General features: G+C 34.7%; 19 protein-coding genes. 15 read left to right on the top strand and 4 right to left on the bottom strand.

Going from position 1 to position 24,020, the window contains the following annotated elements:
* Positions 1-10 precede the first annotated feature (10 nt).
* The 4 genes from topA to JHL15_RS04910 form a co-directional block, all read right to left on the bottom strand.
* Positions 11-2,542 (bottom strand): type I DNA topoisomerase, encoded by a 2,532-nt coding sequence (gene topA, locus JHL15_RS04925; protein ID WP_200243650.1) that lies wholly within the window; start codon positions 2,540-2,542, stop codon positions 11-13.
* A gap of 240 nt (positions 2,543-2,782) precedes the next feature.
* A complete protein-coding gene (locus JHL15_RS04920; RefSeq protein WP_200243647.1) occupies positions 2,783-6,289 on the bottom strand; it encodes a T9SS type A sorting domain-containing protein in 3,507 nt (1,168 codons plus the stop codon).
* A 329-nt stretch (positions 6,290-6,618) separates the two neighbouring features.
* Positions 6,619-7,758: an EpsG family protein gene (locus JHL15_RS04915; protein ID WP_234047681.1), complete on the bottom strand. Its 1,140-nt coding sequence runs from the start codon at positions 7,756-7,758 to the stop codon at positions 6,619-6,621.
* Entirely contained in the window at positions 7,755-8,762 is a 1,008-nt protein-coding gene (locus JHL15_RS04910; protein ID WP_200243640.1) for a hypothetical protein, read from the bottom strand. The genes JHL15_RS04915 and JHL15_RS04910 overlap by 4 nt, the downstream gene beginning before the upstream one ends.
* A 171-nt stretch (positions 8,763-8,933) precedes the next feature.
* On the opposite strand from JHL15_RS04910, the gene JHL15_RS04905 reads away from it, so the two are divergent.
* From JHL15_RS04905 to JHL15_RS04835, 15 genes are all read left to right on the top strand, one after another.
* Complete coding sequence (locus JHL15_RS04905; protein ID WP_234047680.1) at positions 8,934-12,599, top strand: MMPL family transporter; 3,666 nt, start codon at positions 8,934-8,936, stop codon at positions 12,597-12,599.
* A gap of 45 nt (positions 12,600-12,644) precedes the next feature.
* Positions 12,645-13,559: a dialkylrecorsinol condensing enzyme DarA gene (locus tag JHL15_RS04900; RefSeq protein WP_200243639.1), complete on the top strand. Its 915-nt coding sequence runs from the start codon at positions 12,645-12,647 to the stop codon at positions 13,557-13,559.
* Positions 13,560-13,562: 3 nt separating this feature from the next.
* Entirely contained in the window at positions 13,563-14,702 is a 1,140-nt protein-coding gene (locus JHL15_RS04895) for a beta-ketoacyl-ACP synthase III (RefSeq protein ID WP_200243637.1), read from the top strand.
* The gene (locus JHL15_RS04890; protein ID WP_200243635.1) at positions 14,702-15,133 is read left to right on the top strand and encodes a hypothetical protein; all 432 of its coding nucleotides are present in this window, start codon (positions 14,702-14,704) and stop codon (positions 15,131-15,133) included. The genes JHL15_RS04895 and JHL15_RS04890 overlap by 1 nt, the downstream gene beginning before the upstream one ends.
* 5 nt (positions 15,134-15,138) lie before the next feature.
* Positions 15,139-15,582 (top strand): ABC transporter permease, encoded by a 444-nt coding sequence (locus tag JHL15_RS04885; RefSeq protein WP_200243633.1) that lies wholly within the window; start codon positions 15,139-15,141, stop codon positions 15,580-15,582.
* Between the two features lie 11 nt (positions 15,583-15,593).
* Positions 15,594-15,998, top strand: coding sequence for a hypothetical protein (locus JHL15_RS04880; RefSeq protein WP_200243630.1), 405 nt, complete (start codon positions 15,594-15,596; stop codon positions 15,996-15,998).
* Between the two features lie 62 nt (positions 15,999-16,060).
* Entirely contained in the window at positions 16,061-17,056 is a 996-nt protein-coding gene (locus JHL15_RS04875; protein ID WP_200243628.1) for a BtrH N-terminal domain-containing protein, read from the top strand.
* Between the two features lie 2 nt (positions 17,057-17,058).
* Positions 17,059-17,817, top strand: coding sequence for an ABC transporter ATP-binding protein (locus tag JHL15_RS04870; RefSeq protein WP_200243627.1), 759 nt, complete (start codon positions 17,059-17,061; stop codon positions 17,815-17,817).
* Positions 17,804-19,072 carry an ABC transporter permease gene (locus JHL15_RS04865; protein ID WP_200243625.1) on the top strand — a complete coding sequence of 423 codons (1,269 nt, stop codon included), beginning with the start codon at positions 17,804-17,806 and terminating at the stop codon, positions 19,070-19,072. The genes JHL15_RS04870 and JHL15_RS04865 overlap by 14 nt, the downstream gene beginning before the upstream one ends.
* 64 nt (positions 19,073-19,136) lie before the next feature.
* Positions 19,137-19,565 carry an acyl-CoA thioesterase gene (locus JHL15_RS04860; RefSeq protein ID WP_200243624.1) on the top strand — a complete coding sequence of 143 codons (429 nt, stop codon included), beginning with the start codon at positions 19,137-19,139 and terminating at the stop codon, positions 19,563-19,565.
* The gene (locus tag JHL15_RS04855) at positions 19,562-20,695 is read left to right on the top strand and encodes a beta-ketoacyl synthase N-terminal-like domain-containing protein (RefSeq protein WP_200243623.1); all 1,134 of its coding nucleotides are present in this window, start codon (positions 19,562-19,564) and stop codon (positions 20,693-20,695) included. The genes JHL15_RS04860 and JHL15_RS04855 overlap by 4 nt, the downstream gene beginning before the upstream one ends.
* 11 nt (positions 20,696-20,706) lie before the next feature.
* On the top strand, positions 20,707-21,246 hold the full coding sequence (locus JHL15_RS04850; protein ID WP_200243622.1) for a 3-oxoacyl-ACP synthase: 540 nt from the start codon (positions 20,707-20,709) through the stop codon (positions 21,244-21,246).
* 94 nt (positions 21,247-21,340) lie between these two features.
* A complete protein-coding gene (locus tag JHL15_RS04845) occupies positions 21,341-21,598 on the top strand; it encodes a phosphopantetheine-binding protein (RefSeq protein WP_200243621.1) in 258 nt (85 codons plus the stop codon).
* 3 nt (positions 21,599-21,601) lie between these two features.
* The gene (locus JHL15_RS04840; RefSeq protein ID WP_200243620.1) at positions 21,602-22,801 is read left to right on the top strand and encodes a beta-ketoacyl-[acyl-carrier-protein] synthase family protein; all 1,200 of its coding nucleotides are present in this window, start codon (positions 21,602-21,604) and stop codon (positions 22,799-22,801) included.
* On the top strand, positions 22,798-23,859 hold the full coding sequence (locus tag JHL15_RS04835) for a beta-ketoacyl synthase N-terminal-like domain-containing protein (RefSeq protein WP_200243618.1): 1,062 nt from the start codon (positions 22,798-22,800) through the stop codon (positions 23,857-23,859). The genes JHL15_RS04840 and JHL15_RS04835 overlap by 4 nt, the downstream gene beginning before the upstream one ends.
* Positions 23,860-24,020: the final 161 nt, after the last annotated feature.

The raw sequence follows: 24,020 nt of genomic DNA, 5'->3' as shown, positions 1-24,020 counted from the left end.
AAGTTTAAAACTATTTCTTTTTTGTAGCAGCTGGTTTTTTCTTTGCTGCAGGTTTCTTTTTCTCAGCAAAGGCATTTTTATCCTGAGCCGTAATCCATTTTTTCACCTCATCTAAAGAAATCTCCTTTAGCTCTTCAGCATCGTATTTTGTATCATCTTTTTTCTTTGGAATTTTAAACATTGCTTTTCCAAATTTAACAAATGGTCCCCATCTTCCGTTTTCAATGGAAATCTTTTCTTTTTCCCATTGTTGGATATATCTATTAGCCTCCTTCTCTAATTTAGCATCAATAAGTTCATTGATATCACTTTGAGAAAGATTATCAAAATCATATTTTTTAGGAACATTTACAAAGATACTCTGGTATTTGATAAAAGGACCAAATCTTCCGGTTCCTTTTGTTACAGGCTCTCCTTTATAAGTTGCAATAGGAGCATCAGCTTTTTTCTTTTCCCCGATAATCTCTTCTGCACGATTTTGATCTACAGAAAGAGGGTCTTCGCCTTTCGGAATGCTGATGTACGCTTCGCCCCATTTTACATAAGGTCCAAATCTACCAACCCCTACAGAAACGGCCTGCCCTTCGTAATCATTCAAATCAAAAGGTAATTTGAAAAGTTCCAAAGCTTCTTCAAGACTAATGGTCGCAATATTCTGTCCAGCCATTAGTGATGCGAAAGTTGGTTTCTCTTCATCTTCTGTTTCCCCAATCTGAATCATTGCTCCGAATCTACCAATTCTGGCATGAACGTTTTTACCTGTTTTCGGGTCAATTCCTAATAATCTATCACCATTGGCACGATCTGCATTTTCTTCAACATCAGCAATTCTTGGATGAAATTTAGAATAAAAATCCGTCATCATTTCCTTCCATTTCTGATCTCCATTGGCAATCTCATCGAAACTCTCTTCTACTCTTGCGGTAAATCCATAATCCAGGATTTCTTTAAAATTATCTGTAAGGAAGTCGTTTACCACTTCACCAATATCTGTAGGAACAAATTTATTTTTATCACCTCCAAACTTTTCATCAAGTACTACTTTTTTAATCTTGTCTTTTATTAAAGACATTTTTACGACTTCACGAGTTTGTGGTTCTATCTCACGTTTATCTACGTATTCACGATTCTGAATAGTCTGGATTGTAGGCGCATATGTAGATGGACGTCCAATTCCCAATTCCTCAAGCTTTCTTACCAATCCTGCTTCTGTATATCTTGCGCTAGGTCTGGTAAATTTCTCAGTCGCAATAATCGATTTGTAATTTAAGATCTCCCCAACTTTTACTTTAGGAAGTAATTTCTCGCTATTTTCTTCATCATCGTCTTCTGTCTTTACAATCCCATAAGCCTTTAGGAAACCATCAAAAATAATAACTTCCCCCTGTGCTTCAAAATGTTGTGGCAAACCAGGGTTTCCAATTTCAATAACTGTTTTCTCTATTTTAGCATTAGCCATCTGAGAAGCCAGCGTTCTTCTGTATATTAACTGATATAGTCTGTTTAATTGAGCATCCCCTATACTTTTCACCGCAAAGTCCGTTGGACGAATCGCTTCGTGAGCTTCCTGTGCAGATGCTGATTTTGTAGTATAATTTCTTGGAGCAGAATATTCTGCTCCATATTCAGAAATAATCTGTTTTTTTGAACCTTCGATTGCCTCTTGAGAAAGGTTTACCGAGTCTGTTCTCATATAAGTAATATAACCTTCCTCATACAATCTTTGTGCAAGACGCATTGTATTGGTTACATTATATCCTAATCTTGAAGATGCTTCTTGTTGTAGTGTAGAGGTGGTAAAAGGAGCAGAAGCAGAACGGGTTCCAGGTTTTGTCTCAACATTCAGAACTTTAAATTCTGTAGTTTTTGCTTTTTCAAGAAACTTTTCAGCTTCTTCTTCTTTTTCAAAATCCTTTTTAAGTTTTGCAGAAATTTCCTGCTCTCCACTATTCAAGAAAATTCCATCCAGTTTGAAACTGGCCTTTGGACTAAACGCCCGTATTTCCTTTTCTCTTTCAACAACTAGTCTTACAGCAACTGATTGAACTCTTCCCGCAGATAATCCTGGTTTTACTTTTTTCCAAAGAACCGGAGACATTTCAAAACCTACGATCCTATCTAAAACCCTTCTTGCCTGTTGTGCATTTACCAGGTTTTGATCAATATCCCTTGGATTATCAATAGCTTTTAGAATGGCATTTTTTGTAATTTCATGGAAAACAATTCGTTTTCTGTTTTCAGGTTTCAGTTTCAATTCATCTGCCAAATGCCATGCAATAGCCTCTCCTTCACGGTCCTCATCGGAAGCAAGCCACACCATTTCAGCTTTCTTAACAGCAGATTTTAATTCTGTTACCAATTTCTTCTTGTCCGCAGAAACTTCGTAATCGGGGCTGAATGTCTCGAGGTCAATACCCATTCCTTTTTTAGGCAAATCCCGGATATGTCCGAAACTGGATTTTACCTCAAAATCCTTTCCTAAATATTTCTGAATAGTTTTTGCTTTGGCCGGGGACTCTACGATTACTAAATTTTTCGACATTCTAAAATTTTTGCAAAAGTAAAGCTTTTTTATTACATAGGTTTTGCTATAGCTGTTTAATTTAAATTTATTAAAGGTGATTTTATAGCCCTTATACTTTTCAAATAAGTGATTTAGCCTTAAATTATTTCACTTTAACATGCTTTAATAGAATTTTTCACCTATAATAATAAGATCGGTAAATAACAGAAAAAAGGCTGTCTCAATTTAGAAACAGCCTTTATAAATTTATTTAAAAAATTATTCTTTAATAATTTTAATGATACTCTTTGAATTATTAATTCTGATCAAATATCCTCCTGAAGATAGTGCGGAAAGATCTATCTGTCCATTTTCAAATTTTCCTGATTTCACCAATTTCCCAGACATATCATATATCTGGTAATAATAACCTTCGTTATTGTTAGGAGCTTTGATATGAAGCTCGTTTTTTACAGGATTAGGAAACACCGATATTTTCTCTTTGCTTATTATATCAGCTATTTCATTTTTGTTTAAAGCTGTTGCAGCTTTTGTAGCTGGTAAAGAGGTGATCTGAAGCTTTGGAATAACACCTTCCTCATTTCCGTTTTCATCGTATTTTATTTTTACACAACGACAGCTCATCCCAAAGTAAGGATCATTGTTATCATGAAAAGCAATCATACGATTCGCACTGGAAGCAGCATCAAATAACATATTAACAGGTCTTCCAATATAATTAGATGTTAAAGCACCTGTCCAAAATCCAGGATATTGGAAATTAAGAGCATTATAAGTTCCCTGAGCTGACTGATTTCCCGTAACACTCCTGAATCCTCTTGATCCTGAATTCGGATAATTTCCAATAGGATAAGCTGGATTATTGAAAATATACCCTATCGTTGTCGTGGTACTTGGGTTTCTTACTCGTACTCCCAAATAATCATTAGCTATGCTATAGACAGTGGCTACATTCTTATCTTTTTTATACCAGGGCGTCATTCCAAAATCCTTACCTGATACAATTGCGACGCCTGATACGTCTGGAATTCTCCAACCAGCCGGACATGGATCAAAGGGCGATTTCTCACCCCCTCTACCCCATCTGTCTGGTGCTAAATTAGGTTCAGTTGACAGCCAGTCAGTCCCATTTGTATAATTAGGTACACTGCTATTGTAAGAAGCAAAAGTGCTCGGAACCATATATACTAAAGGATTCCGTACAGAATAGGACAGTATTTTTGAAATTTTATCTGACAATTTATCTACATCCTGTAGATTCGCATTGGCAGCATAATTATTATAAGGTACGATATAGCTTCCTGATGTATTGTTATAGGTGGCTGCTGTAAGTGTTGTATAATTAACGGAACCATTTGCCTGAACACTTCCTAAAAATACATTATAAGATGCTCTGTTATCAGCATTTTGGAAAGTTGGAATAGGGTCTTTTCGTCCCCATTGATAATGCAATCCTGTAGATGCTCTTATTTTTGCTAATTCTGCAGATGTAGGAGTAAGGTTATTAGCAACCAGAGGAAAGGAATCCGTAGCGCCCAGGTTTCTATCCATAAACTCAGTTTGCAAAGCAATATCTGCTTTTTCCACATAATTGATGTAGTTCGTTACATTCCCATTAGGAAGCTCTGTAGTATATTTAAAAGCACTAATTGGAGTATCTGTAACCCAAATATGCCAACTCCAATATACAGGATTAGTTATACTACCATTATGCAAAGTAACCACTGCATTTCCACTTTGATTAGGATTGACAACTACTAAAATCTTAGAATTGGTAATATCTCCCAATGACCCTGGAGCTGGATTGGAAATTGAAACATTACTAATCAAACTGGTGTTGGTAGTCCAAAGTACATTCGCTTTTAGATTATTATAATTAGCAGGGTTTAAAATATCCTGATTATTTAAAAGCTGATTCTGAACAGAAAATGCTTTACTCACAGGTATTTCAATGGTAGAAGCTGTGGCAGCTTTAATTATCTGATAACTATTGGGATTATTAATCCCTTCCGTATATTCCTCAGGAGCATTTAAAAATTCCGTTGGGAAGTCGTAGCTGTCAACAAGATATAGAGGGTCTTTTACACATCGGCAACCATTAGCACCAGAAGTATTCATTACAGCTAAGGGTACATATTGGAATCTTCCTTTCACATTTGGAAAATTTGCATCAGGTACATCAGGCTGCGCTTTATCGGGAATCATAAATAATCCTCTTGCTGTTGTTGCCGGTGTAGAATCAAACTGTCTCGCCATAGTCGCGGTCCAAATACTTGTATGATGTTGGTCAGCATACTGGCCAGCCTGTGTATCAATTTCTATTTCACCAGTTCCTGGAAATAATCCCATATTATAACCTCCCACATTTGATAAGTCAAAACCTATATTAGAATATAGTTTTATACCTTTCATAAAGGATGGTAAATTAGCATCAGTAGGTTTTATAATGTGATAACCATTGGATTCAAAAACATCCTTACCTGTATTCGTTCTTACCCCAAAAGGAGAAAAATCAACTCTAATATCATCTACATAGCCTGTAGAAGCTAAATTCGCAACTAATGCTGACGGAATCCTCCAGCCATTTGGGCAAGGATCATAAGCCGACTTATCTCTATAGGGCTGTGCTGAAGCATCAGTATTGTAAGTTGAATTTATTTTTCCAAGAGAATTATCGGACCATAAATTAAGTTCTGTAAGTTGACTATCTTTAAAATTAGGTGACTTTCCGAACCAATTTACCATTAAATTAGTATTGTTATTATAGTAAGCAGGTCCCGAATTATCATCTTTATTTACATAAATAAGACTTAAAGGATTTCTTACTGAAAGCTGAACATTATTCTTGACCTCAGCATTTGATAAGAGGACAAACTTTCTAAGATCATCAATTTTAATAGCATTTGTGAAATTTTTAGCTCCTCTATGCCTTACTCTTCCTATAGATCCTGAAACTTCATAAAAATCATTCCCTCTATATACCAGGGGCGGTATTGGATCTTTTCTTCCCCATTGATACAGCAGACCTCCGTTTCTATTCCATTCAGTTCCGGTTATGGTTCCGCTAATCGAGCCTAAATCCCTATCCATCCACTTCCAGTCAGAATCAGGGATAGATTCTACAACACTATCATTTCTCTCTCTGGTAAGATTTTCAAAACTCCTGTATGTTGATCCCTTTGTAGGATCATCTGTTACCCAAATATGCCATGACCAAAAAATTTCACCGTTTACTCTAAATGCGATCACAGCATTTCCTTCTTTTGATCTATTGACAGGAACCCTAATTTTAGCATTCTGTCCTGCGTCCATTATTTCCAGAGCATAATTGTCTTCGCTTATAATGAGTCCGGGAACATCTTCCCACAATACATCAGCTGTAAGTTTTCCATTTGGAACACCTTCATTTCCGACATATTTATCGTTTACCCACATGGCATATGCCTTTTTAACCGGAACAAGAAGTCCTCCATAATTCTGACTGGGATCAAAAATATAACTATTAGGTGCTTTCGTCCAGTCCAATGCAATTGAGCTACTTAATCGTTTATGCTCGTTATCTCCTGATGAGATAAGTTGAGTATTATCAGAGTTTATTTCCTGATCCCACCGCTGAGGCATCTTAATTAAAGAGTCTCTTTCTTTTGCATACTGACCAATGGGCCTTAGGTCATTCTTTCCGGATCCGGGGCTATTACTGGAATAGACATTGATCGATACTAGGCAAGAAATTGCCATTAGGTTTTTTAATATTCTGTTTTTCATGTCCTTAGGTTTGGTGTATAAACACCCGTACAAAATTTAAGCCTTCATCAACAAACAATGATTTATATTATAAATATCTATTTAATAAGTTAATTATCATACAAATAACACGACATTAAATCATTATTTATAAAAAATCCATTTTGAAAATCAAGCAGCACAAAACTACACTTTTATCACGTGTAATTTTAAATACTCCACATTAATTTTTTGTAAGCAACATATTTGCACCATGCCCCACAACGCAATGAGGCCTGGAATTTAAAGGAATAATGGCAAAAAAAGACGAAACATTTAGTTTCGTCTTTTTATAAATATGGTTAAATTATTTAAGGTAAAATATGATTTTTATAAAGATCAATCGTGAACCTTCCTCCAATAATATTTCTGAAACTTGAGAATACGACAAAATTGAAAATCGTTAATGCAATGATAAAAGAATAAATCAACCTTTTTGTATTATAAGAAACTACGTACATCGCATTTGGAATCAATACAAAGGCAAAACCAATAAAGGCTCCCGCCAATCTTGATGAGAATATCGGATTATTTCTAAAAATAAAATAAAGACAAATCCCCACAACTGCATAGTTTCGATGATACTCGTAATAAGGAAATTTCTCTTTCATAGGCGTATCAAAAGCAAATAAAAAGAAAGTAAGAATTGCCATCAACGCTTCAGGAATTCCAAAACCTCCATTCAATCTTTGTGCTGTCTCATCTACATATCCATTAAATCCTTCCACAAGCATACTATCTGAGCTGATATTACTTAAGAAATCACCAAAAACCCGATAGACTTCAAATGGGGATAAAAATATAGAACCTATTATCAGTACCAACATCATCGTTTTATTTAACGGTACGCGAACCAGCCAATACATAGGCAGAAATAAATAACAAACATTATGAATACCTGAACCTATGAAAACAAAAAGAAGATAATGCCAGAGTTTCCTTTCTTTAATATATCTGATGGCAAAATAAATAATAAAAGTCCCTAGATTCTGTCTGATCTGCCCACTCTCTCCAATAAAAAAATTGGGAATAAACATAAAAAGCGTAAAAGTAAAGGGGTAAAAGGTATTATCCTCAGTATATTTTATTTTAAAAAATATAGCAAAAATAGCGATCACTAAGGTAAGCACGTAAAACGGAGCGTTAAAAACATTAAGCAAAATCTTATTGATCAATGCATACAACCATTCTATATCTACATTTTCTGAACCTTCAATATGCAAAGCTTTCATGAAAATACTCCAATAATCTTTAGTATCAGAGTATATATAAATACCTTTATAACTACCGTAATCGGGCCCTACACTGTCACGAAGTCCTGCAATTATGATAAGATAAATACCTAAAAACCAAAACCATTTCTTTTCGACCTTATTTCCAAAAACCTCCTGAATACTAAAAATAAGCATGTAGATAAGGGCAACGATGTAATATGGATGTAATAAACTCATGCCAGCTTCAGGGAATTTTTAAAGTGATAAAAAGCAACAACAATTCCCGTAAGAATGAGCGGTAAAAAGAGCCTAACTTCCCAATAAAGCCCTACCATTGTAATCATAATAAGATAAGGCAAAGAGAAAAACAGATATTTTTTAAAAATAATTCTATTCTCAACTGATACACAAAGCAGATATACAAAATATAAAACAATGCTACCAAATAAGAGCCCTGCCAGATTGAATGGGCTTTCAAAGTTTCTGTTAATATAAAACCCTTCAACGAAAGTTGTCTTCTGAACAACCATCAACCTCAATCCCAAATAAGCAACCAAAAACGCTATTACGAGAGGAATAGTTTTCCAGATAAATTTATAGTTTCTTCTTTTCAGTTCATCGATGTTCAAGAAAAGAGCTGCAAAAAAGGCAATATTCAGACAAGCTGTTTCTCTTACAAATGTTGAAACAAAAATAAGGGCAACTAAAATATAGAAATAAGACGATGTATTTGTTTGAAGATATTTCAATGTTAAAAATATACCGGTAAGATAACAAAAAAGCGCCATCATATCGCAATTGGTGGGAGCATACTGTGTAATCACAATAAAGAATATGGCTACCAAATGAATGAGTCTTCTTACATTCTTATTTAAAAGAATTTCAACCGGGTTAATTCGTAAGAGTTTATCAAAAACTATAGAAGAGAGCACAAAGAAAAAACTATTCATTAAAAAAAGACCATGATAAAATGCAGTCCCATTTTTATGAAGAAATTTTTGAAAAAAAGATAAGTAGTTATCTATGATATAAGCCATAACATCTGTAAGGTACACACTTAGGTAGTTTGGGATTACCCTGTAAGCGTACACAGATGAGAACAGATAATCGGGTGGTCTTTCTGCAGTCTTCAGCCTTGTATAGGAAGACTCGAATCCGTAATAGGACATCGAGAATAGCAAAAGCGGAAGTATTATTGTAAATAAAAATCCGTTTATTTTTTCATCAAATATTTTCAACATATCAAAACAGCTTTTTATTCGGAACAACTTTGTTTTAAAATATATTATCAGTAGGGAACATTTGCAAAAGTATAAGTTTTTTTTATTTTACCTAAACATTTTATTAATTTTCGCCCAAAACTTAAGCAGTAAAAGTTTTGAACTAATTCTTAAAAAATTAAATTTGCAAACTTGATTTTTAACACGATGCATCGTTTTTTCATATTTCTATATTATTTAATTTCTAAAAACAGACTTCTTTCTGTATTATTTACAATAGGAGTTGCAGTTGTGTGCCTATTTTTTGCATCAAAAATAAATTTCGAGGAAGACATTAATCAAATTATTCCTAAAAGTGAAAAATCTGATCTTACGGCAAAAGTTCTTAAACAACTCAACTTTTCGGATAAGATCATTGTTATTATAGAGAATAAATCTTCTGAAGATAGTTTCCAATTATCTGAAACTGCCAATACTTTTTTAGACAAAATATCTCCGTTAGAAAAATATATCGGAGCCATCCAGGGAAAAGTAAATGATAGTGAAATTTCTGAAACATTTGATTTTGTGAATCAGAACCTTCCTCTGTTTTTAGATGAGAATGACTATAAAGAGATCAATAGAAAACTTCAGAAAGACAGCATCGCAAAACAGGTAGAAAACAATTATGTCTCATTGGTTTCTCCGACGAGTCTTGTAACAAAAGAATTCATAAAAAAAGACCCGCTTGGCATTACTTTTTTAGGCATTAAAAAACTCAATGCGCTTAACATCAGCAAAGACTTTAAACTCGAAGATAATTATATCGTTACTAAGGATGGTAAAAATCTCTTGCTATTCATCGATCCAAAAAATAAAAGTAACGATACTAAAAACAATGAATTTTTCATTGACCAGCTCAATAAAATAAAAGGGGATGTCAATAAGCAGTTTAAAGGGAAAACCGAAATAAGCTATTTTGGATCTCCCGTAATTGCAGTTGCTAATGCTGAACAGATAAAAAAAGATATTCAGAATACAGTAGTGATATCAATGACTGTACTTCTGATCTTGCTTATTTATTATTTCAGAAATTTCTTTACACCCATTATTGTTTTCCTTCCCACCGTATTTTCAGTTTTACTCGCTTTGCTCATATTATATTTTATTAAGGATAAAATCTCAGCAATCTCCCTGAGTGTAGGAGCTATATTAATTGGGATCACCATAGATTATGCCTTACATATTCTTACTCATTACAAACACAACAATAATATTGAAGAGCTTTATAAGGAGATCACACAACCTATCATCTTAAGTAGTGCTACGACTGCTGTTTCATTTCTCTGCCTCATTTTTGTGAGATCAGAAGCGTTGAAAGATCTGGGATTATTTGCTTCTATCACTGTAATGCTGTCTTCTATTTCAGCATTGATTATCGTTCCACAACTTTATCATCCCAAAGAGAACACTGGAAAAGCAAGCGTCAACTTTATTGATAAAATTGGTTTTTATCCCTATGAAAAAAATAAGCCTTTAATCATTGCATGTTCTTTAGTCATTATTGCGTGCTTATTTGGATTTAGACATGTAGGCTTCAATGAAGACATTGGGGATCTAAACTACATTCCTAAGGATCTAAAAATAAGTGAAGCCAAGCTACAGAAGCTCTCTGATATCACCTCAAAATCAATATATACTATTTCATATGGTGATTCTGAAGAAGAAGCATTAACCAGAAATACACAATTGAACCAATTTTTGGAAAAAGAAAAAAAAGAGGGGAAAATTTTAAGCTATAATTCTATCGGGAATATTGTACTCTCCAAACAGGATCAGCAAAAGAAAATTGAAAACTGGAAGAAGTTTTGGGATCATAACAAGAAAACCCAGACTGTAGCTGAGCTTATCAGTAATGGGAATAAGTTTGGATTCAACAGTACAGCTTTTGCTCAGTTCAGCGATCTTTTAAATAAGGAATACTCAACACGCAGTTTACAGGATTTCGAGAAAGTAAAAGCACTACAGGTTTCCGAATTTCTGAGCAATGAAAAAGGATTTTACACGGTTTCCAACATCGTTAAAGTAGATGAAAACAAAAGAGATGTTTTTATAAAAGATATTGAAAAGAAACATGATGCTTTAGCCATTGATCGCCAGCAAATGAATGAGACCTTTTTAGGTTTATTAAAAAGGGACTTTAATACCCTGATCAATTATTCATTATTGGCCATCATTCTTACCATTATTGTTTTTTTCAGAAACTTTGAGCTGACTGTTCTTACGATGTTTCCCATTGTATTAACCGGAATTGTGACCGCCGGAATCTTATATTTTCTGGGATTGGAACTTAATATTTTCAGTACTGTAGTTTGTACTTTAATTTTTGGAGTCGGAGATGATTTCAGCATATTCCTTACGAAGGCTATGCAAAAGGAACACACAACGGGGAAAAATGAACTTCCTACTTACAGGATTTCAATTATTTTAGCGGTGTTCACAACCATTTTATCAATTGGTTCATTGATTTTTGCAAAGCACCCGGCTTTACATTCATTAGCATTGGTTGCGCTAATAGGAATGTTTTCGGTCATTATCATCACCTCAACATTATACCCTTTCTGGTTTAGGCTTTTAATTATCAACAGAGCCAAAAAAGGACTTTCTCCCATTACGTTTAGATTATTTATCCATTCGATTTTATTATTTCTCTATTACGGGTTAGGAGGAATTTTCTTTTCTTTTTTCGGACATTTCTTTGTAAGGAAAGCTAAGGGAAAGACTCTGAGTACTATTAAAAAGTTCATTGCTCTATTCTTAAAGTCGGTTTTATATTGTAACCCGTTCGTAAAGAAAAAAGTCATCAGAAATCCTCATGAAGATTTCAGCAAACCTGCTGTAATTATTGCGAACCATACTTCATTTCTTGATACATTGGTCCTTGCAATGGTTACCCATAAAATTGTATACTTAGTAAACGACTGGGTATACGAGTCTCCTGTGTTTGGAAAATTGGTTAGGGCTTTAGGATTCTTTCCGGTTTCACAGGGCATCGAAAACGGGATGGAGCAATTGAGAGAAAAAATAAATGAAGGATACTCCTTAATGGTGTTCCCTGAGGCAGAACGCTCTTACACGAATGATATCAAAAGATTTCACAAAGGAGCCTTTTATATTGCCGAAGAATTTGGATTGGATGTGGTTCCGGTTTATATCCATGGAAACTCTGAAGTATTACCAAAAGGAGATTTCATTATTTATGATGGGAGCATTACCGTAAAAATCGGAGATAGGATCGATAAGGATGATTTAAAATTTGGGAAAACCTATTCGGAAAGAACCAAGAAGATCAACGCATATTTTAGAGAAGAGTTTTCAAAACTGAGAAACGAAATAGAAGATGAAAATTATTTTAAAAAGAAGCTTTTCCTAAGTTTTCTATACAAGGAAACTGAAGTCGTACAACAAGTCAAAGAAGATTTTAAAATCAATAAATCAGCATATTTTGAGCTGAATAGGCACATTCCCAAAGACTCTACTATTCTTCATATCTCAAATGACTATGGTCAAACTGATATCCTGCTAACCCTTCAGGAAGCCAGCCGGAGAATATTCAGCTTGATCCCTGACATTGAAAAAAGAGAAGTTGCAGAACATAATTACCTTGTAAAAAGAAGAAAAATAAACTATATATCCGATATTTCGGAGATTAATAAAAAGGTTGGTATACTTTTAGTTTCCAATGAAAATTATGATTTAGGTGCTATCCAGCAACTTCCTGAAATCATCATTTTTTTCAATATTAAAAACATATTGTTTCAAAACAGTGAATACCATTCACATTTTAGTTCGGAATCAATTAAAATATATAAGAGATAACTGATAAATTATAAAAGTATATTTTTGTAATCAATAAAAATTTCCATGCAGAAGAACATACTTGTCTTGTACTATACACAAACGGGCCAATTAGAAGATATTGTAAAGAATATCGCCCAGCCTTTTGAGGATAAAAAGGACGAATATAACGTTACTTATTACAGCATTAAGCTTAAGGAGGACTTTCCTTTTCCTTGGCCTGGTGACGTATTCTTCAATACATTCCCTGAGTCTTATCTACAAATCCCGAGTGAAATACTTCCTCCACCAGAAGAGGTACTGAATAAAAAATTCGATCTTATCATTTTCGGATATCAGGTTTGGTATTTGACGCCTTCTATTCCCATTATCTCTTTCTTAAAAAGTGGTTATGCGGAAGACATTTTGAGAGATACTCCGGTAGTTACTGTTTCGGGAACCCGAAATATGTGGATGCTTTCTCAGGAAAAGCTTAAAGTTTATTTAAAGAATTTAAATGCAAAGCTCGTTGGAAACATTGCATTGGTAGACAGACATGATAACTACACCAGTGTATTGACTATTTTGCGTTGGTTAACTACTGGAAAGAAAGAAAAATCAGGTATATTACCTGCAGCCGGAATTTCAGATGAAGAAATTGCCGGAGCCGGAAAATATGGTATGATTATTAAAAAGCACTTTGATAATAACCATTATGACAATTTACAACCAGAACTTGTGAAAAACGGGGCAGTAGAAATCCGACCTTTTTTAGTCAGAGTGGAAAAAGTAGGAAATAAAATCTTCACCGTTTGGTCCAATCTGATTATCAAGAAAAAAGAGAAGCGACCATTGCTGATAAAATTCTTTAAGGTATATTTGATGGCAGCAATATGGATTATTTCCCCTATTGTTTTGGTTTTTCACATATTATTAGCCCCTGTTTTGAGATCTAAAAGACTGAAACAAAAAAAATATTTACAAGGAATAAATTTAAAATAAGAGATGAACGACGTATTTATAACCAAAGCTTCAACATACTTACCTAATGAGCCGGTTTCTAATGATGAGATGGAAAGTTATCTTGGCTTGGTCAATGACACTCCTTCTAAAGCAAGAGCTCTAATCTTAAGAAACAATCAGATTAAAACGAGATACTACGCCTTAGATAAAAACAGCCAACCTACCCATACCAATGCTCAGATTACAGCGAAGGCAGTAGAAGGCCTATTCGATGAGAATTTCACAAAAGAGGATATTCAGTTATTATCATGCGGAACGACTTCGGCGGATCAGATTCAGCCTTCACATGCTTCTATGGTTCATGGAGAACTGAAAGTTGGAAAATCTATAGAAATCAATACTTCGACAGGACTTTGTAATTCAGGAATGAATGCATTCAACTATGGATTCCTTTCTGTAAAAGCAGGAGTACGTGACAATGCCGTTTGTGTAGGATCTGAAAGATTTTCTGCATGGATGACAGCAGATAAGTTCAATCATGAAGCGGAAAATTTAAAATTATTGGAAGAAAGACCCATTATTGCTTTCAAAAGAGAGTTTTTAAGATGGATGCTTTCTGATGGTGCCGGTGCTTTATTATTGGAAAACAAACCAAGAGAAAACAGTATTTCTTTAAAAGTGGAATTCATTGATTTCTACTCTTACGCTCATGAGATCGAGGCGTGTATGTACTCCGGTTGTGAAAAACAGGAAGATGGAAGCTTAAAATCCTGGGCAGATTATTCTTCTGATGAATGGTTGAAACAATCTCTTTTTGCATTAAAGCAAGACACCAAACTTTTAGATCAATATATATTAGTAAAAGGGGCTGAAAGTTTAAGAGCTTCTTTCGATAAGCACCAGCTGGATCCTGAAAAAATTGATCATGTTTTGGCACATATTTCCTCAGGCTATTTTAAAGATGGACTTAAAGAAGAATTTGCTAAAAAAGGAATGGATTTCCCTTGGGAAAAATGGTATTACAACCTTTCTGAAGTTGGAAATATTGGTGCAGGTTCTATTTTTATTGCGTTGGAAGAACTGATGAATTCAGGAAAATTGAAAAAAGGAGAAAAAGTACTTCTTTGTGTACCAGAAAGCGGAAGATTTGCCTATTCTTGTGCATTATTAACAGTTTGCTAATGGAAAACAATCTGCCAACATCTGATAAAAATTTTGTGGAAAGTCTTATTCCGCAAAGATTCCCTTTTGTGATGGTAAATGAATTGTCTGAATACTCTGAAAATCATCTGATTTCAGGCTTTAATATAAAGGAAGACAATATTTTCATTCAGGATGGAATTTTTCAAGCCTCTGGATTAATCGAACATCAGGCTCAAAGTGTGGCTTTGCATACGGGGTATAAATATTACCTCTTAGGCAAAGAAGCTCCAACTGGCTATATCGGAGCTATTAAATCCTTTGACGCGGAAGCTTTACCAAAAACCGGAGATTCCCTGAAAACAGAAGTCTCCATCCTTAATGAAGTGATGGGAGTGACTTTAGTTAATTGTATTACCAGATTGAATGGCACGATCATAGCAAATTCTCAAATGAAAACTGTTGTAAAATAATTCTAATGAAAATTAAGGAAGGCCATAATATCATCAATATCCATAATTTTTTACCTCATCGTGAACCTATGTTGATGGTAGATTATATTTTGGAATTGACGGAACAAAATGTTATTACTTCCTTTCATATAAAACCAGAGAATATTTTTGTTTCTCATAATGAACTTGTAGAGGCGGGGTTGATTGAAAATTCAGCTCAAACCTGCTCATCCATTGTGGGACAAAGTTTTTTTGAAGGCCCGGATATCGAAACAAAGGTGATTGGTTTCATTACCAATATTAAAAAAATCGATGTATTCTCATTACCGAAAGTAGGTGATACAATTATTTCAAAAGCATCTCTTATTTCGAAATATGATAATATCTGTAATATTTTCTGTGAGACCTTTAATAATGACGAATTATTAATAAGAGCCGAAATCAATTTGTTTATTCAAAAACTACCATAACAAAATAGACGATGAAAAAACAGGATCTCCCACAGGATGAAAGTAATCTGAAATCAGCAAACATGACCGAAGTGGTTTATGTTACTGATGAGAATGATAATTATACCACAGCAAACAGTATTGGCTGGGAAGCTAAAAAATTAGCTCTGGAGGAATCTATGGATCTCATCAACGAAAGAATAGCAGAAGCCAGACAAAATGTTGCTGATCAAACTGCAAGTCCTATTATTTATTTCATGGAACTGAATAAAATGGATTTGGGTGTACTTTCTGCCTATGTTGGATTATGGCAATGGCGTGTAAAAAGACACACCAAACCAAAAATATTTAAAACGCTAAGTGACACTGTGCTGAAAAAATATGCTGATGCATTTGGGATCACAGTGACGGAATTAAAAAATTTCAATGGGAAGTAATAAAATGCAGCATATAAACTATGCTCATTGTATCTGATCAGGGAATAGAAAAAAATATAAGGATGAAATTGAATTTTGAACACCACCAGACCGCTCATTGCGAAAATGGTGTTGCCTCTAATTTATTACTATACAAAGGTATAAAGCTAAGTGAACCTATGATTTTTGGAATAGGTTCAGGATTATTTTTTGTATATCTGCCTTTTCTAAAAGTAAACTTTGCTCCAGGCTTTAGCTATCGCCCGATGCCAGGAGCCATTTTCAGTAAGGCAGCAAAAAGACTGGGTATTAAAATTAAGAGAGAGAAATTCTCAAATCCCAAAGATGCTCAATTGGCATTAGAAAAAAATTTAGAGAATAATATCCCTACCGGACTTCAGGTTGGAGTTTTTAACCTTACTTATTTTCCTGAAGAATATAAATTCCATTTCAATGCGCACAACCTTGTCGTATATGGAAAGGAAGATGGACGATTTTTGATCAGTGATCCTGTAATGGATTATGTCACATCACTTTCAGAGGCAGAATTGGAAAAAGTAAGATATGCAAAAGGAGCCTTGCCTCCTAAAGGTCATATGTATTACCCCACTTATATTCCTGAAAACATTAATGTAGAAGAAGCCATCAAAAAAGGAATTAAAGATACCTGCAAAAATATGCTCGCTCCCGTTCCTCTTATTGGAGTAAAAGCCATGAGATGGGTAGCGAAAAGTATCCCAAAATGGGCTGAAAAAAAAGGAACAAAGGTTACCAACCATTATCTGGGACAATTAATAAGAATGCAGGAAGAAATAGGAACCGGAGGAGGAGGCTTCAGGTTTATTTATGGTGCATTTCTTCAGGAAGCAGCAGAAATCCTGAAGAATGATCAACTAAGGGAACTGTCAAAAGAAATTACTGCAATCGGAGATTTATGGCGGGATTTCGCTGTGGATATTGCCCGCGTTTATAAAAACAGAAATTCTAAAAGTAATATCTATCAAGAGCTTTCAAAATCCATGCTTCATATCGCAGATTTAGAAGAGGCTTTCTATAAAAAACTTAGAAAAGCAATCTAAACATGGAAGCGAATATTATTGAAATCAAAAACCTGTATAAAAAATACAAACATTCAGAAGAGTTTTCTGTAAATGATATCTCGTTGAATATTGAAAAGAATGAAATCTATGGAATTTTGGGACCTAATGGTGCCGGAAAAACCACTTTGATTTCTATGCTTTCCGGATTGATAAAACCTACTTCGGGCCAATTCAAAATCAATGGACTATCCCCTCAAAAAGACCGATCTAAAATCAAACAGATTATCGGCATCGTTCCTCAGGAATATGCTCTTTATCCTACGCTTACAGCTAAAGAAAATCTGTTATTCTTTGGAAGTTTGTATGGTTTAAAGCATAAGACACTTCATAAAAGCATCGATGAGTCGCTCGAAAGAATGGGGCTCTCAAAATTTGCAGATAAAAAAGTAGACCAGTTTTCAGGAGGAATGAAACGTCGTTGCAACCTGATCGCTGGAACACTTCATAATCCTAAAGTCCTGTTTCTTGATGAGCCAACAGTAGGGGTAGACGTTCAATCTAAAAAAGTAATCATCGATTTTCTTCAGGAGCTTAATAAAAATGGGACTTGTATTATTTACACCTCCCACCACCTTTCTGAAGCAGAAGAATTTTGTACAAAAATTGCCATTATAGACAGAGGAAGAATCCATGCCGTAGGAACTCCCGAAGAACTCGTTGCACAGATATCCAATGCTGAAAATCTGGAAGACGTTTTCATTTCATTAACCGGAAAAGAATTAAGAGATGTTGTTGTATAAATTGTGGAGAAGCTTTATTAAGGAGATCCTTTTATTAAAGAGAGATATTGGTGGAATCGTTATTATTTTCGTAATGCCATTACTGCTTATTATCACGATTACTTTAATCCAGGATTCTACATTTAAGAATCTCGAAGGTTCAAAGATTCCCGTCATTTTCATTGATAAAGATAAATCTGAAGTTTCAAAAAATATTAAAAAGGAACTGGAAAACAGTAAAACTTTCCAATTACTGACCAATTTCAACGAAAAATCGGCTCAAGATGCTGTTTTCTCCGGCGATTACCAGATGGCGATTGTCATTCCTGAAAATCTGACAAAAGACCTAAACTCAAATATCGATTCCAAAGTACAGACTATTGTCAAATCATTTGGAATAGAAACAGACTCTGCTGTTGCTAAAAAACCAGTTTCAAAAACTAAGGAAATTCATTTATACTTTGACCCTGCTACCAATGTAGGATTCAAAAACTCAGTCATGAATTCCGTTAATAAAATGGTATTTGAAATTGAAAATAAAAAGATTTATAAAGCCTTTCAGGATCAACTGGGAACGACTGATAATCTTGAAGAAAATAAAAACCTGATCAGTTTTAAAGAAATCACTCCTAAAAAAGGCGCCGTAGAAATTATGCCTAATTCGGTTCAGCATAATGTTCCGGCATGGGCACTTTTTGCTATATTTTTCATTGTAGTTCCTCTTTCCATCAATCTGGTTAAAGAAAAAAGCCAGGGAACAAGTGTAAGGGTAAGGGTAAGTCCTACTCCTTATTATATTCATATTTTAGGAAAAACATGTACTTATCTTATTATCTGTATCATCCAGTTTTTATTGATGGTGGCAGTGGGAATCTATCTTTTCCCTTATATGGATTTACCACAGTTTGATGTTACCGGAAAAATGTTCCATCTCATTATCGTTACTATTTTTGCCGGATTGGCAGCCATTGGATTTGGAGTATTATTAGGAACCTTAGCAGACACTCAGGAACAGTCCGCTCCTTTTGGTGCGACTTCTGTTGTCGTATTGGCAGCTATTGGAGGAATATGGGTTCCGGTATTTTTAATGCCTGAATTTATGCAGCATATCGCAAAATTCTCACCGATGAACTGGGGTTTAAATGCTTACTATGATATTATTCTTAGAAACAGCGGGATTGCAGGAATAGCCAAAGAACTGGTTTTATTATTTTTATTTTATCTTGCAATGGTAACCATTTCTATTTTTTACGAAAGGAAACTTCATAGTGTTTAATTAAAATGTGGAACAATATTCTTAGGAATTTCCTGAAACAATAAAAATATCGGAGGAAAACAAAATGCAGTCTAAAGAAAAAATAATTCAATGTTCTGAAGAAGTCAGAGTACGATTTAATGAAACAGATCCTTTAGGAATTGTCTGGCATGGGCATTATATTGTCTATTTTGAAGATGGAAGAGAAGCTTTTGGAAGAGAACATGGGTTATCTTATCTGGATATCCAGAAGGCAGGTTATCTCACTCCTATTGTAAAAAGTACCTGTGAACATTTTCTACCTTTAAAATATGGAGAGGTTTTTAGAATTGAAACGACATTCGTCAATTCAGTAGCCGCAAAACTGATCTTCAAATATGAGCTATTCAATCAGGAAAATAAACTGGTATGCAGCGGAAAAACCACTCAGGTATTTTTAGATAACAATGGGAACCTATGTTTATACAACCCGGACTTCTTTCAGCAATGGAAGGATAAAATGGAACTTTCATGATGAAGGAGATTTATATTACCGACTATAACTGTATCACTCCTCTTGGGATGAGTGTCGCTGATAACTGGAATGCTTTAGTGCAAAACCAATCAGGAGTAGCATTACATAAAATTATAGAGAATCAGGAGGCATTTTATGCTTCAGTGATTGAAACGGAAAAGCTGGATACAGAGTTTACGAACAACTTTTCTGACCAGGATTTCACAAGATTAGAAAAAATGTTTTTGCTAAGTTTAAAGCCATTGGTTGAGCAACATAACATTACAGATCAAACGGCATTTATCTTATCTACTACAAAAGGAAACATCAGTTTGCTAAACAATCAATCGACTTTACCGAAAGGTGTTTTCCTTTCTGCATTAGCTCAAAAAATTGCTGCCTTTTTTGGTTTTACAACTAAACCGATTGTAGTTTCCAATGCTTGTGTTTCAGGAGTGATGGCTCTTGCTGTCGCTAAAAACCTAATCCAGGCTGGAAAATATAAAGATGCCTTTGTGATTGCCGGAGATGAGATCACCGAGTTTGTGATCTCCGGATTTAATTCCTTCCAGGCCATAGGAACAGAGCCTTGCCAACCCTATGATAAAAACCGTAACGGAATTAATATTGGGGAAGCAACAGCTGCAGCTTATGTGACGGGTGAACCTGCCGAAAACGAAAAATTTAGGTTTAAAATTTTAGGAGACTCCGCAATCAATGATGCTAATCATATTTCAGGGCCTTCAAGAACGGGAGATGGGTTGTATGCCAGTATCAGGAATGCAATGACGGAAGCTAAAGTGAATGCATCTGAAATCGATTTTATCTCTGCACACGGAACAGCAACTATATACAACGATGAAATGGAAGCTGTTGCTTTCAACAGAATGCAATTACAGAACGTTCCTCTTAATAGTATGAAGGGTTACTATGGACATTGCCTTGGAGCATCTGGATTATTGGAAAGCATCATTTCTATGGAAAGTGCACTACATAAAACCCTGATTCCTTCAAAAAACTTTAAAGAGTCAGGAGTTTCTCAGCCTTTACATATTATTAAAGAAAATCAATCCGCAGAAATAAAATACATTCTGAAAACTGCGTCGGGTTTTGGAGGATGTAATGCAGCTATTGTTTTAGAAAAATGTTAAACAAGGAAAAGATGAAGAAAACAAATATCTGCATAATAGAGAATTCAACAATTACTGTCCACGAAGGTATCATTTTCGAAAGTCAGAATACTACATTTCAGGAATTTGCAAAAGAAGCTTACAAAAGCCTTGACCTCAATTATCCGAAATTTCATAAGATGGATTCATTAAGCAAATTGGCTTTCTTATCCGCCGAAATGCTTTTGAAGAATCAGGACAACAATAGAACGGCATTGGTTTTTGCCAATAAATCATCCAGTTTAGATACCGATTTTAAATACCAGGAAAGTATCAATTCAGAAGATGCCTATTTTCCAAGTCCTGCAGTTTTTGTCTATACTTTACCAAACATTTGTGTGGGTGAAATAAGCATCAGGCATCAAATGCAAACCGAGAATGCTTTTTTCGTTTTGGATGAATTTGATGAAAATTTTTTAAATGACTATGCGCAGCAAATTTTACAGTCAGGAAAAGCTGAAAAGGTATTATGCGGCTGGGTAGAACTATATCAGGAAAGTTATAAAGCTTTTGTATATTTGCTAACCTTATAAAAATGTAACAATATATCAATGTAGCAGTCTAACAATGAAAACATAATTTTTATTTTGAAATTGATAAACTGATACATTATAATAATTAATATTTATGGAAAACTTAAAATCAGAATTAAAACACAAAATCATAGAAGTTCTTAACCTTGAAGACATTTCTGTAGACGAAATCAAAGATACAGATCCATTATTTGGAGGTGGCTTAGGATTAGATTCTATTGATGCTTTAGAGCTGATTGTTCTTCTCGACAAAGACTATGGAATAAAATTAGCCGATCCTAAAAAAGGAAAGGAAATTTTTCAATCTATTGACACGATGGCAAAGTTCATCGAAGAAAACAGAACAAAATAATTAATGGGTCATAAAATTGCCATAACAGGAATGGGCATTATTTCTTCAATTGGTAACAATGTGGAGGAAAATTTTATTTCATTACAGTCCGGGAAACACGGGATCTCTGATATCCAATTATTTGAAACCCGTCACGCCGGAACAATAAAAACAGGTGAAATAAAACAGTCTAATGAAGAACTTGTACAACAACTTCAATTGAGCGAAGACAATAATGTTACAAGAACCTCTTTATTAGGAATGATTGCCGCAAAAGAAGCTGTAGAAAGTGCTGGGATTTCAGATATCAATACCTATAAAACAGGCTTGATTTCTTCCACAAGTGTTGGAGGAATGGATATTACTGAAAAATATTTCTACAACTACGAAGATTTTCCTGAAAAGCAAAAATATATTGACGCTCACGATGCTGGAAACTCCTCATTAGCCATTGCCGATTTTTTAGGATTAAAGGGAATGGTTTCCACAATCAGTACAGCGTGCTCATCTGCAGCCAATGCCATCATGATGGGTGCTAAACTTATTAAAAACGGAGTTTTAGATCGTGTAATTGTAGGTGGAACAGATTCACTTTCCAAGTTTACACTGAATGGATTTAATACCCTAATGATTCTTACTGATTCTTACAATACTCCATTCGATCAAAACAGAAAAGGATTGAACCTGGGTGAGGCAGCCGCTTTTTTGGTGCTGGAATCTCAAGAGGTTGTAAAAAAAGAGAATAAAAAAGTACTAGCTTATCTTTCAGGGTATGGAAATGCCAATGATGCACATCATCAAACAGCATCTTCAGAAAACGGACAGGGAGCTTTCTTAGCGATGCAGCAAGCATTAAAAGTTTCCGGACTTCAAAAAGAGGAAATTGATTACATTAATGTTCACGGCACCGCAACCCCTAACAATGACCTATCTGAAGGAATTGCTATGGTGCGAATCTTTGGAGAAGGAAATGTTCCTGAATTCAGCTCCACAAAAGCTTTTACGGGACATACACTGGCAGCAGCAGCAGGAATTGAAGCGGTGTATTCAATTTTAGCGATTCAACATAATGTTATGTTTCCGAATTTAAATTTTAAAACTCAGATGGAAGAGTTTGATCTTGTTCCGGTTACTGAACTTAAAGAGAAAAATATCAATCATGTACTTTCTAATTCATTTGGATTTGGAGGAAATTGTTCAACTTTAATTTTCTCAAAATCATGAGTATAGTTTACATTAATGGTGCTTCCTGTATATCTGTTCAAGATACTTTACAGGAAAACTTTTTTGAAAATCTGAAACCGGAGAATTCCATTCCGATTGTAAAAGCGATCGAACCTAATTACAAAGAATTCATTCCTCCTGCAATGAGCAGAAGAATGTCTAAGACTGTAAAGATGAGCTCTGTAGCTTCCCAATATGCATTAAAAGAAGCGGGTATTGAAAACCCTGATGCCATCATTGTTGGTACAGGAATGGGTTGTTCCCAGGACTCCGAAAAATTCTTAAAAAATGTGATTGATAATCAGGAGGAGTTTTTAACACCGACTTATTTTATTCAATCTACCCATAATACAGTGGCAGGGCAAATCGCTCTAGCCTTACAATGTCATGCTTACAATTTCACTTATGTGAATACCTCATCATCTCTGGAGTTTTCTCTACTAGACGCCAAACTTCAGATTCAGGATGAAGAAGCAGAAAATATTCTCGTAGGTTCCACAGATGAACAGACTGACAGAACAATGGAACTTTATCAACTTCATAACATCATTAAGAAGTCTGAGGATTTTCCCGTTGATTTTCTAGATTCAAAAACAAAAGGCGTGATGTGGGGTGAAGGTTCAAGTTTTTTCGTTGTTGGCAAAAAACCAACAGAAAATTCTTATGCCCAACTTAAAGATATACACATCACTAACAAGTTAGAATCGGACGAAGTACAAAATTTCACCGAAGATTTTCTGGCTAAAAATAATCTTAACAATGATGATGTTGATGCTCTAATTTTAGGTTTCAGTGGTGATTCAGAATCTGATGTCTATTATACAAAAGCAATGGATCTATTTCCAAATTCTTCTTTATTACATTACAAACATTTGAGTGGCGAGTATAACACAGCAAGTGGTTTCTCAACTTTTATAGCTTGTCAGATCCTCAAAAATCAAGAGATTCCAAAGGTGATAATGATCAATTCAATAGCAAAAGACAGTATTCGATATATTCTTTTGTATAATCATTTGCTGGGAAGTGATCACAGTTTGGTTTTGTTAGAAAGAATCTAATTAGGGCGAAATCGCAAAATTGCTGATTTGTAAAATTGTTACATTAGTAAATTGTAAATTTATTGCCTGTTTGTCATTTCGACGTAGGAGAAATCTCTGTTTGCAGTGTCTGGATTCTTCATTTCGTTTATGAACTACGTTCACAGACCCCTTCAGCCTGT

It is taken from the genome of Chryseobacterium paridis, assembly GCF_016595215.1.
GTDB classification, from domain to species: Bacteria; Bacteroidota; Bacteroidia; order Flavobacteriales; family Weeksellaceae; genus Chryseobacterium; species Chryseobacterium paridis.
The sequence above is the reverse complement of the archived record's forward strand: the minus strand, read 5'-3'. Positions and strand labels throughout refer to the sequence as shown.

What these genes read in the sequence shown, in the direction of transcription:
- topA (WP_200243650.1), bottom strand. Translation starts at nt 2,542, where the DNA reads ATGTCGAAAAATTTAGTAATCGTAGAGTCCCCGGCCAAAGCAAAAACT.
- JHL15_RS04920 (WP_200243647.1), bottom strand. Translation starts at nt 6,289, where the DNA reads ATGAAAAACAGAATATTAAAAAACCTAATGGCAATTTCTTGCCTAGTA.
- JHL15_RS04915 (WP_234047681.1), bottom strand. Translation starts at nt 7,758, where the DNA reads ATGAGTTTATTACATCCATATTACATCGTTGCCCTTATCTACATGCTT.
- JHL15_RS04910 (WP_200243640.1), bottom strand. Translation starts at nt 8,762, where the DNA reads ATGTTGAAAATATTTGATGAAAAAATAAACGGATTTTTATTTACAATA.
- JHL15_RS04900 (WP_200243639.1), top strand. Translation starts at nt 12,645, where the DNA reads ATGCAGAAGAACATACTTGTCTTGTACTATACACAAACGGGCCAATTA.
- JHL15_RS04895 (WP_200243637.1), top strand. Translation starts at nt 13,563, where the DNA reads ATGAACGACGTATTTATAACCAAAGCTTCAACATACTTACCTAATGAG.
- JHL15_RS04890 (WP_200243635.1), top strand. Translation starts at nt 14,702, where the DNA reads ATGGAAAACAATCTGCCAACATCTGATAAAAATTTTGTGGAAAGTCTT.
- JHL15_RS04885 (WP_200243633.1), top strand. Translation starts at nt 15,139, where the DNA reads ATGAAAATTAAGGAAGGCCATAATATCATCAATATCCATAATTTTTTA.
- JHL15_RS04880 (WP_200243630.1), top strand. Translation starts at nt 15,594, where the DNA reads ATGAAAAAACAGGATCTCCCACAGGATGAAAGTAATCTGAAATCAGCA.
- JHL15_RS04875 (WP_200243628.1), top strand. Translation starts at nt 16,061, where the DNA reads ATGAAATTGAATTTTGAACACCACCAGACCGCTCATTGCGAAAATGGT.
- JHL15_RS04870 (WP_200243627.1), top strand. Translation starts at nt 17,059, where the DNA reads ATGGAAGCGAATATTATTGAAATCAAAAACCTGTATAAAAAATACAAA.
- JHL15_RS04865 (WP_200243625.1), top strand. Translation starts at nt 17,804, where the DNA reads ATGTTGTTGTATAAATTGTGGAGAAGCTTTATTAAGGAGATCCTTTTA.
- JHL15_RS04860 (WP_200243624.1), top strand. Translation starts at nt 19,137, where the DNA reads ATGCAGTCTAAAGAAAAAATAATTCAATGTTCTGAAGAAGTCAGAGTA.
- JHL15_RS04855 (WP_200243623.1), top strand. Translation starts at nt 19,562, where the DNA reads ATGATGAAGGAGATTTATATTACCGACTATAACTGTATCACTCCTCTT.
- JHL15_RS04850 (WP_200243622.1), top strand. Translation starts at nt 20,707, where the DNA reads ATGAAGAAAACAAATATCTGCATAATAGAGAATTCAACAATTACTGTC.
- JHL15_RS04845 (WP_200243621.1), top strand. Translation starts at nt 21,341, where the DNA reads ATGGAAAACTTAAAATCAGAATTAAAACACAAAATCATAGAAGTTCTT.
- JHL15_RS04840 (WP_200243620.1), top strand. Translation starts at nt 21,602, where the DNA reads ATGGGTCATAAAATTGCCATAACAGGAATGGGCATTATTTCTTCAATT.
- JHL15_RS04835 (WP_200243618.1), top strand. Translation starts at nt 22,798, where the DNA reads ATGAGTATAGTTTACATTAATGGTGCTTCCTGTATATCTGTTCAAGAT.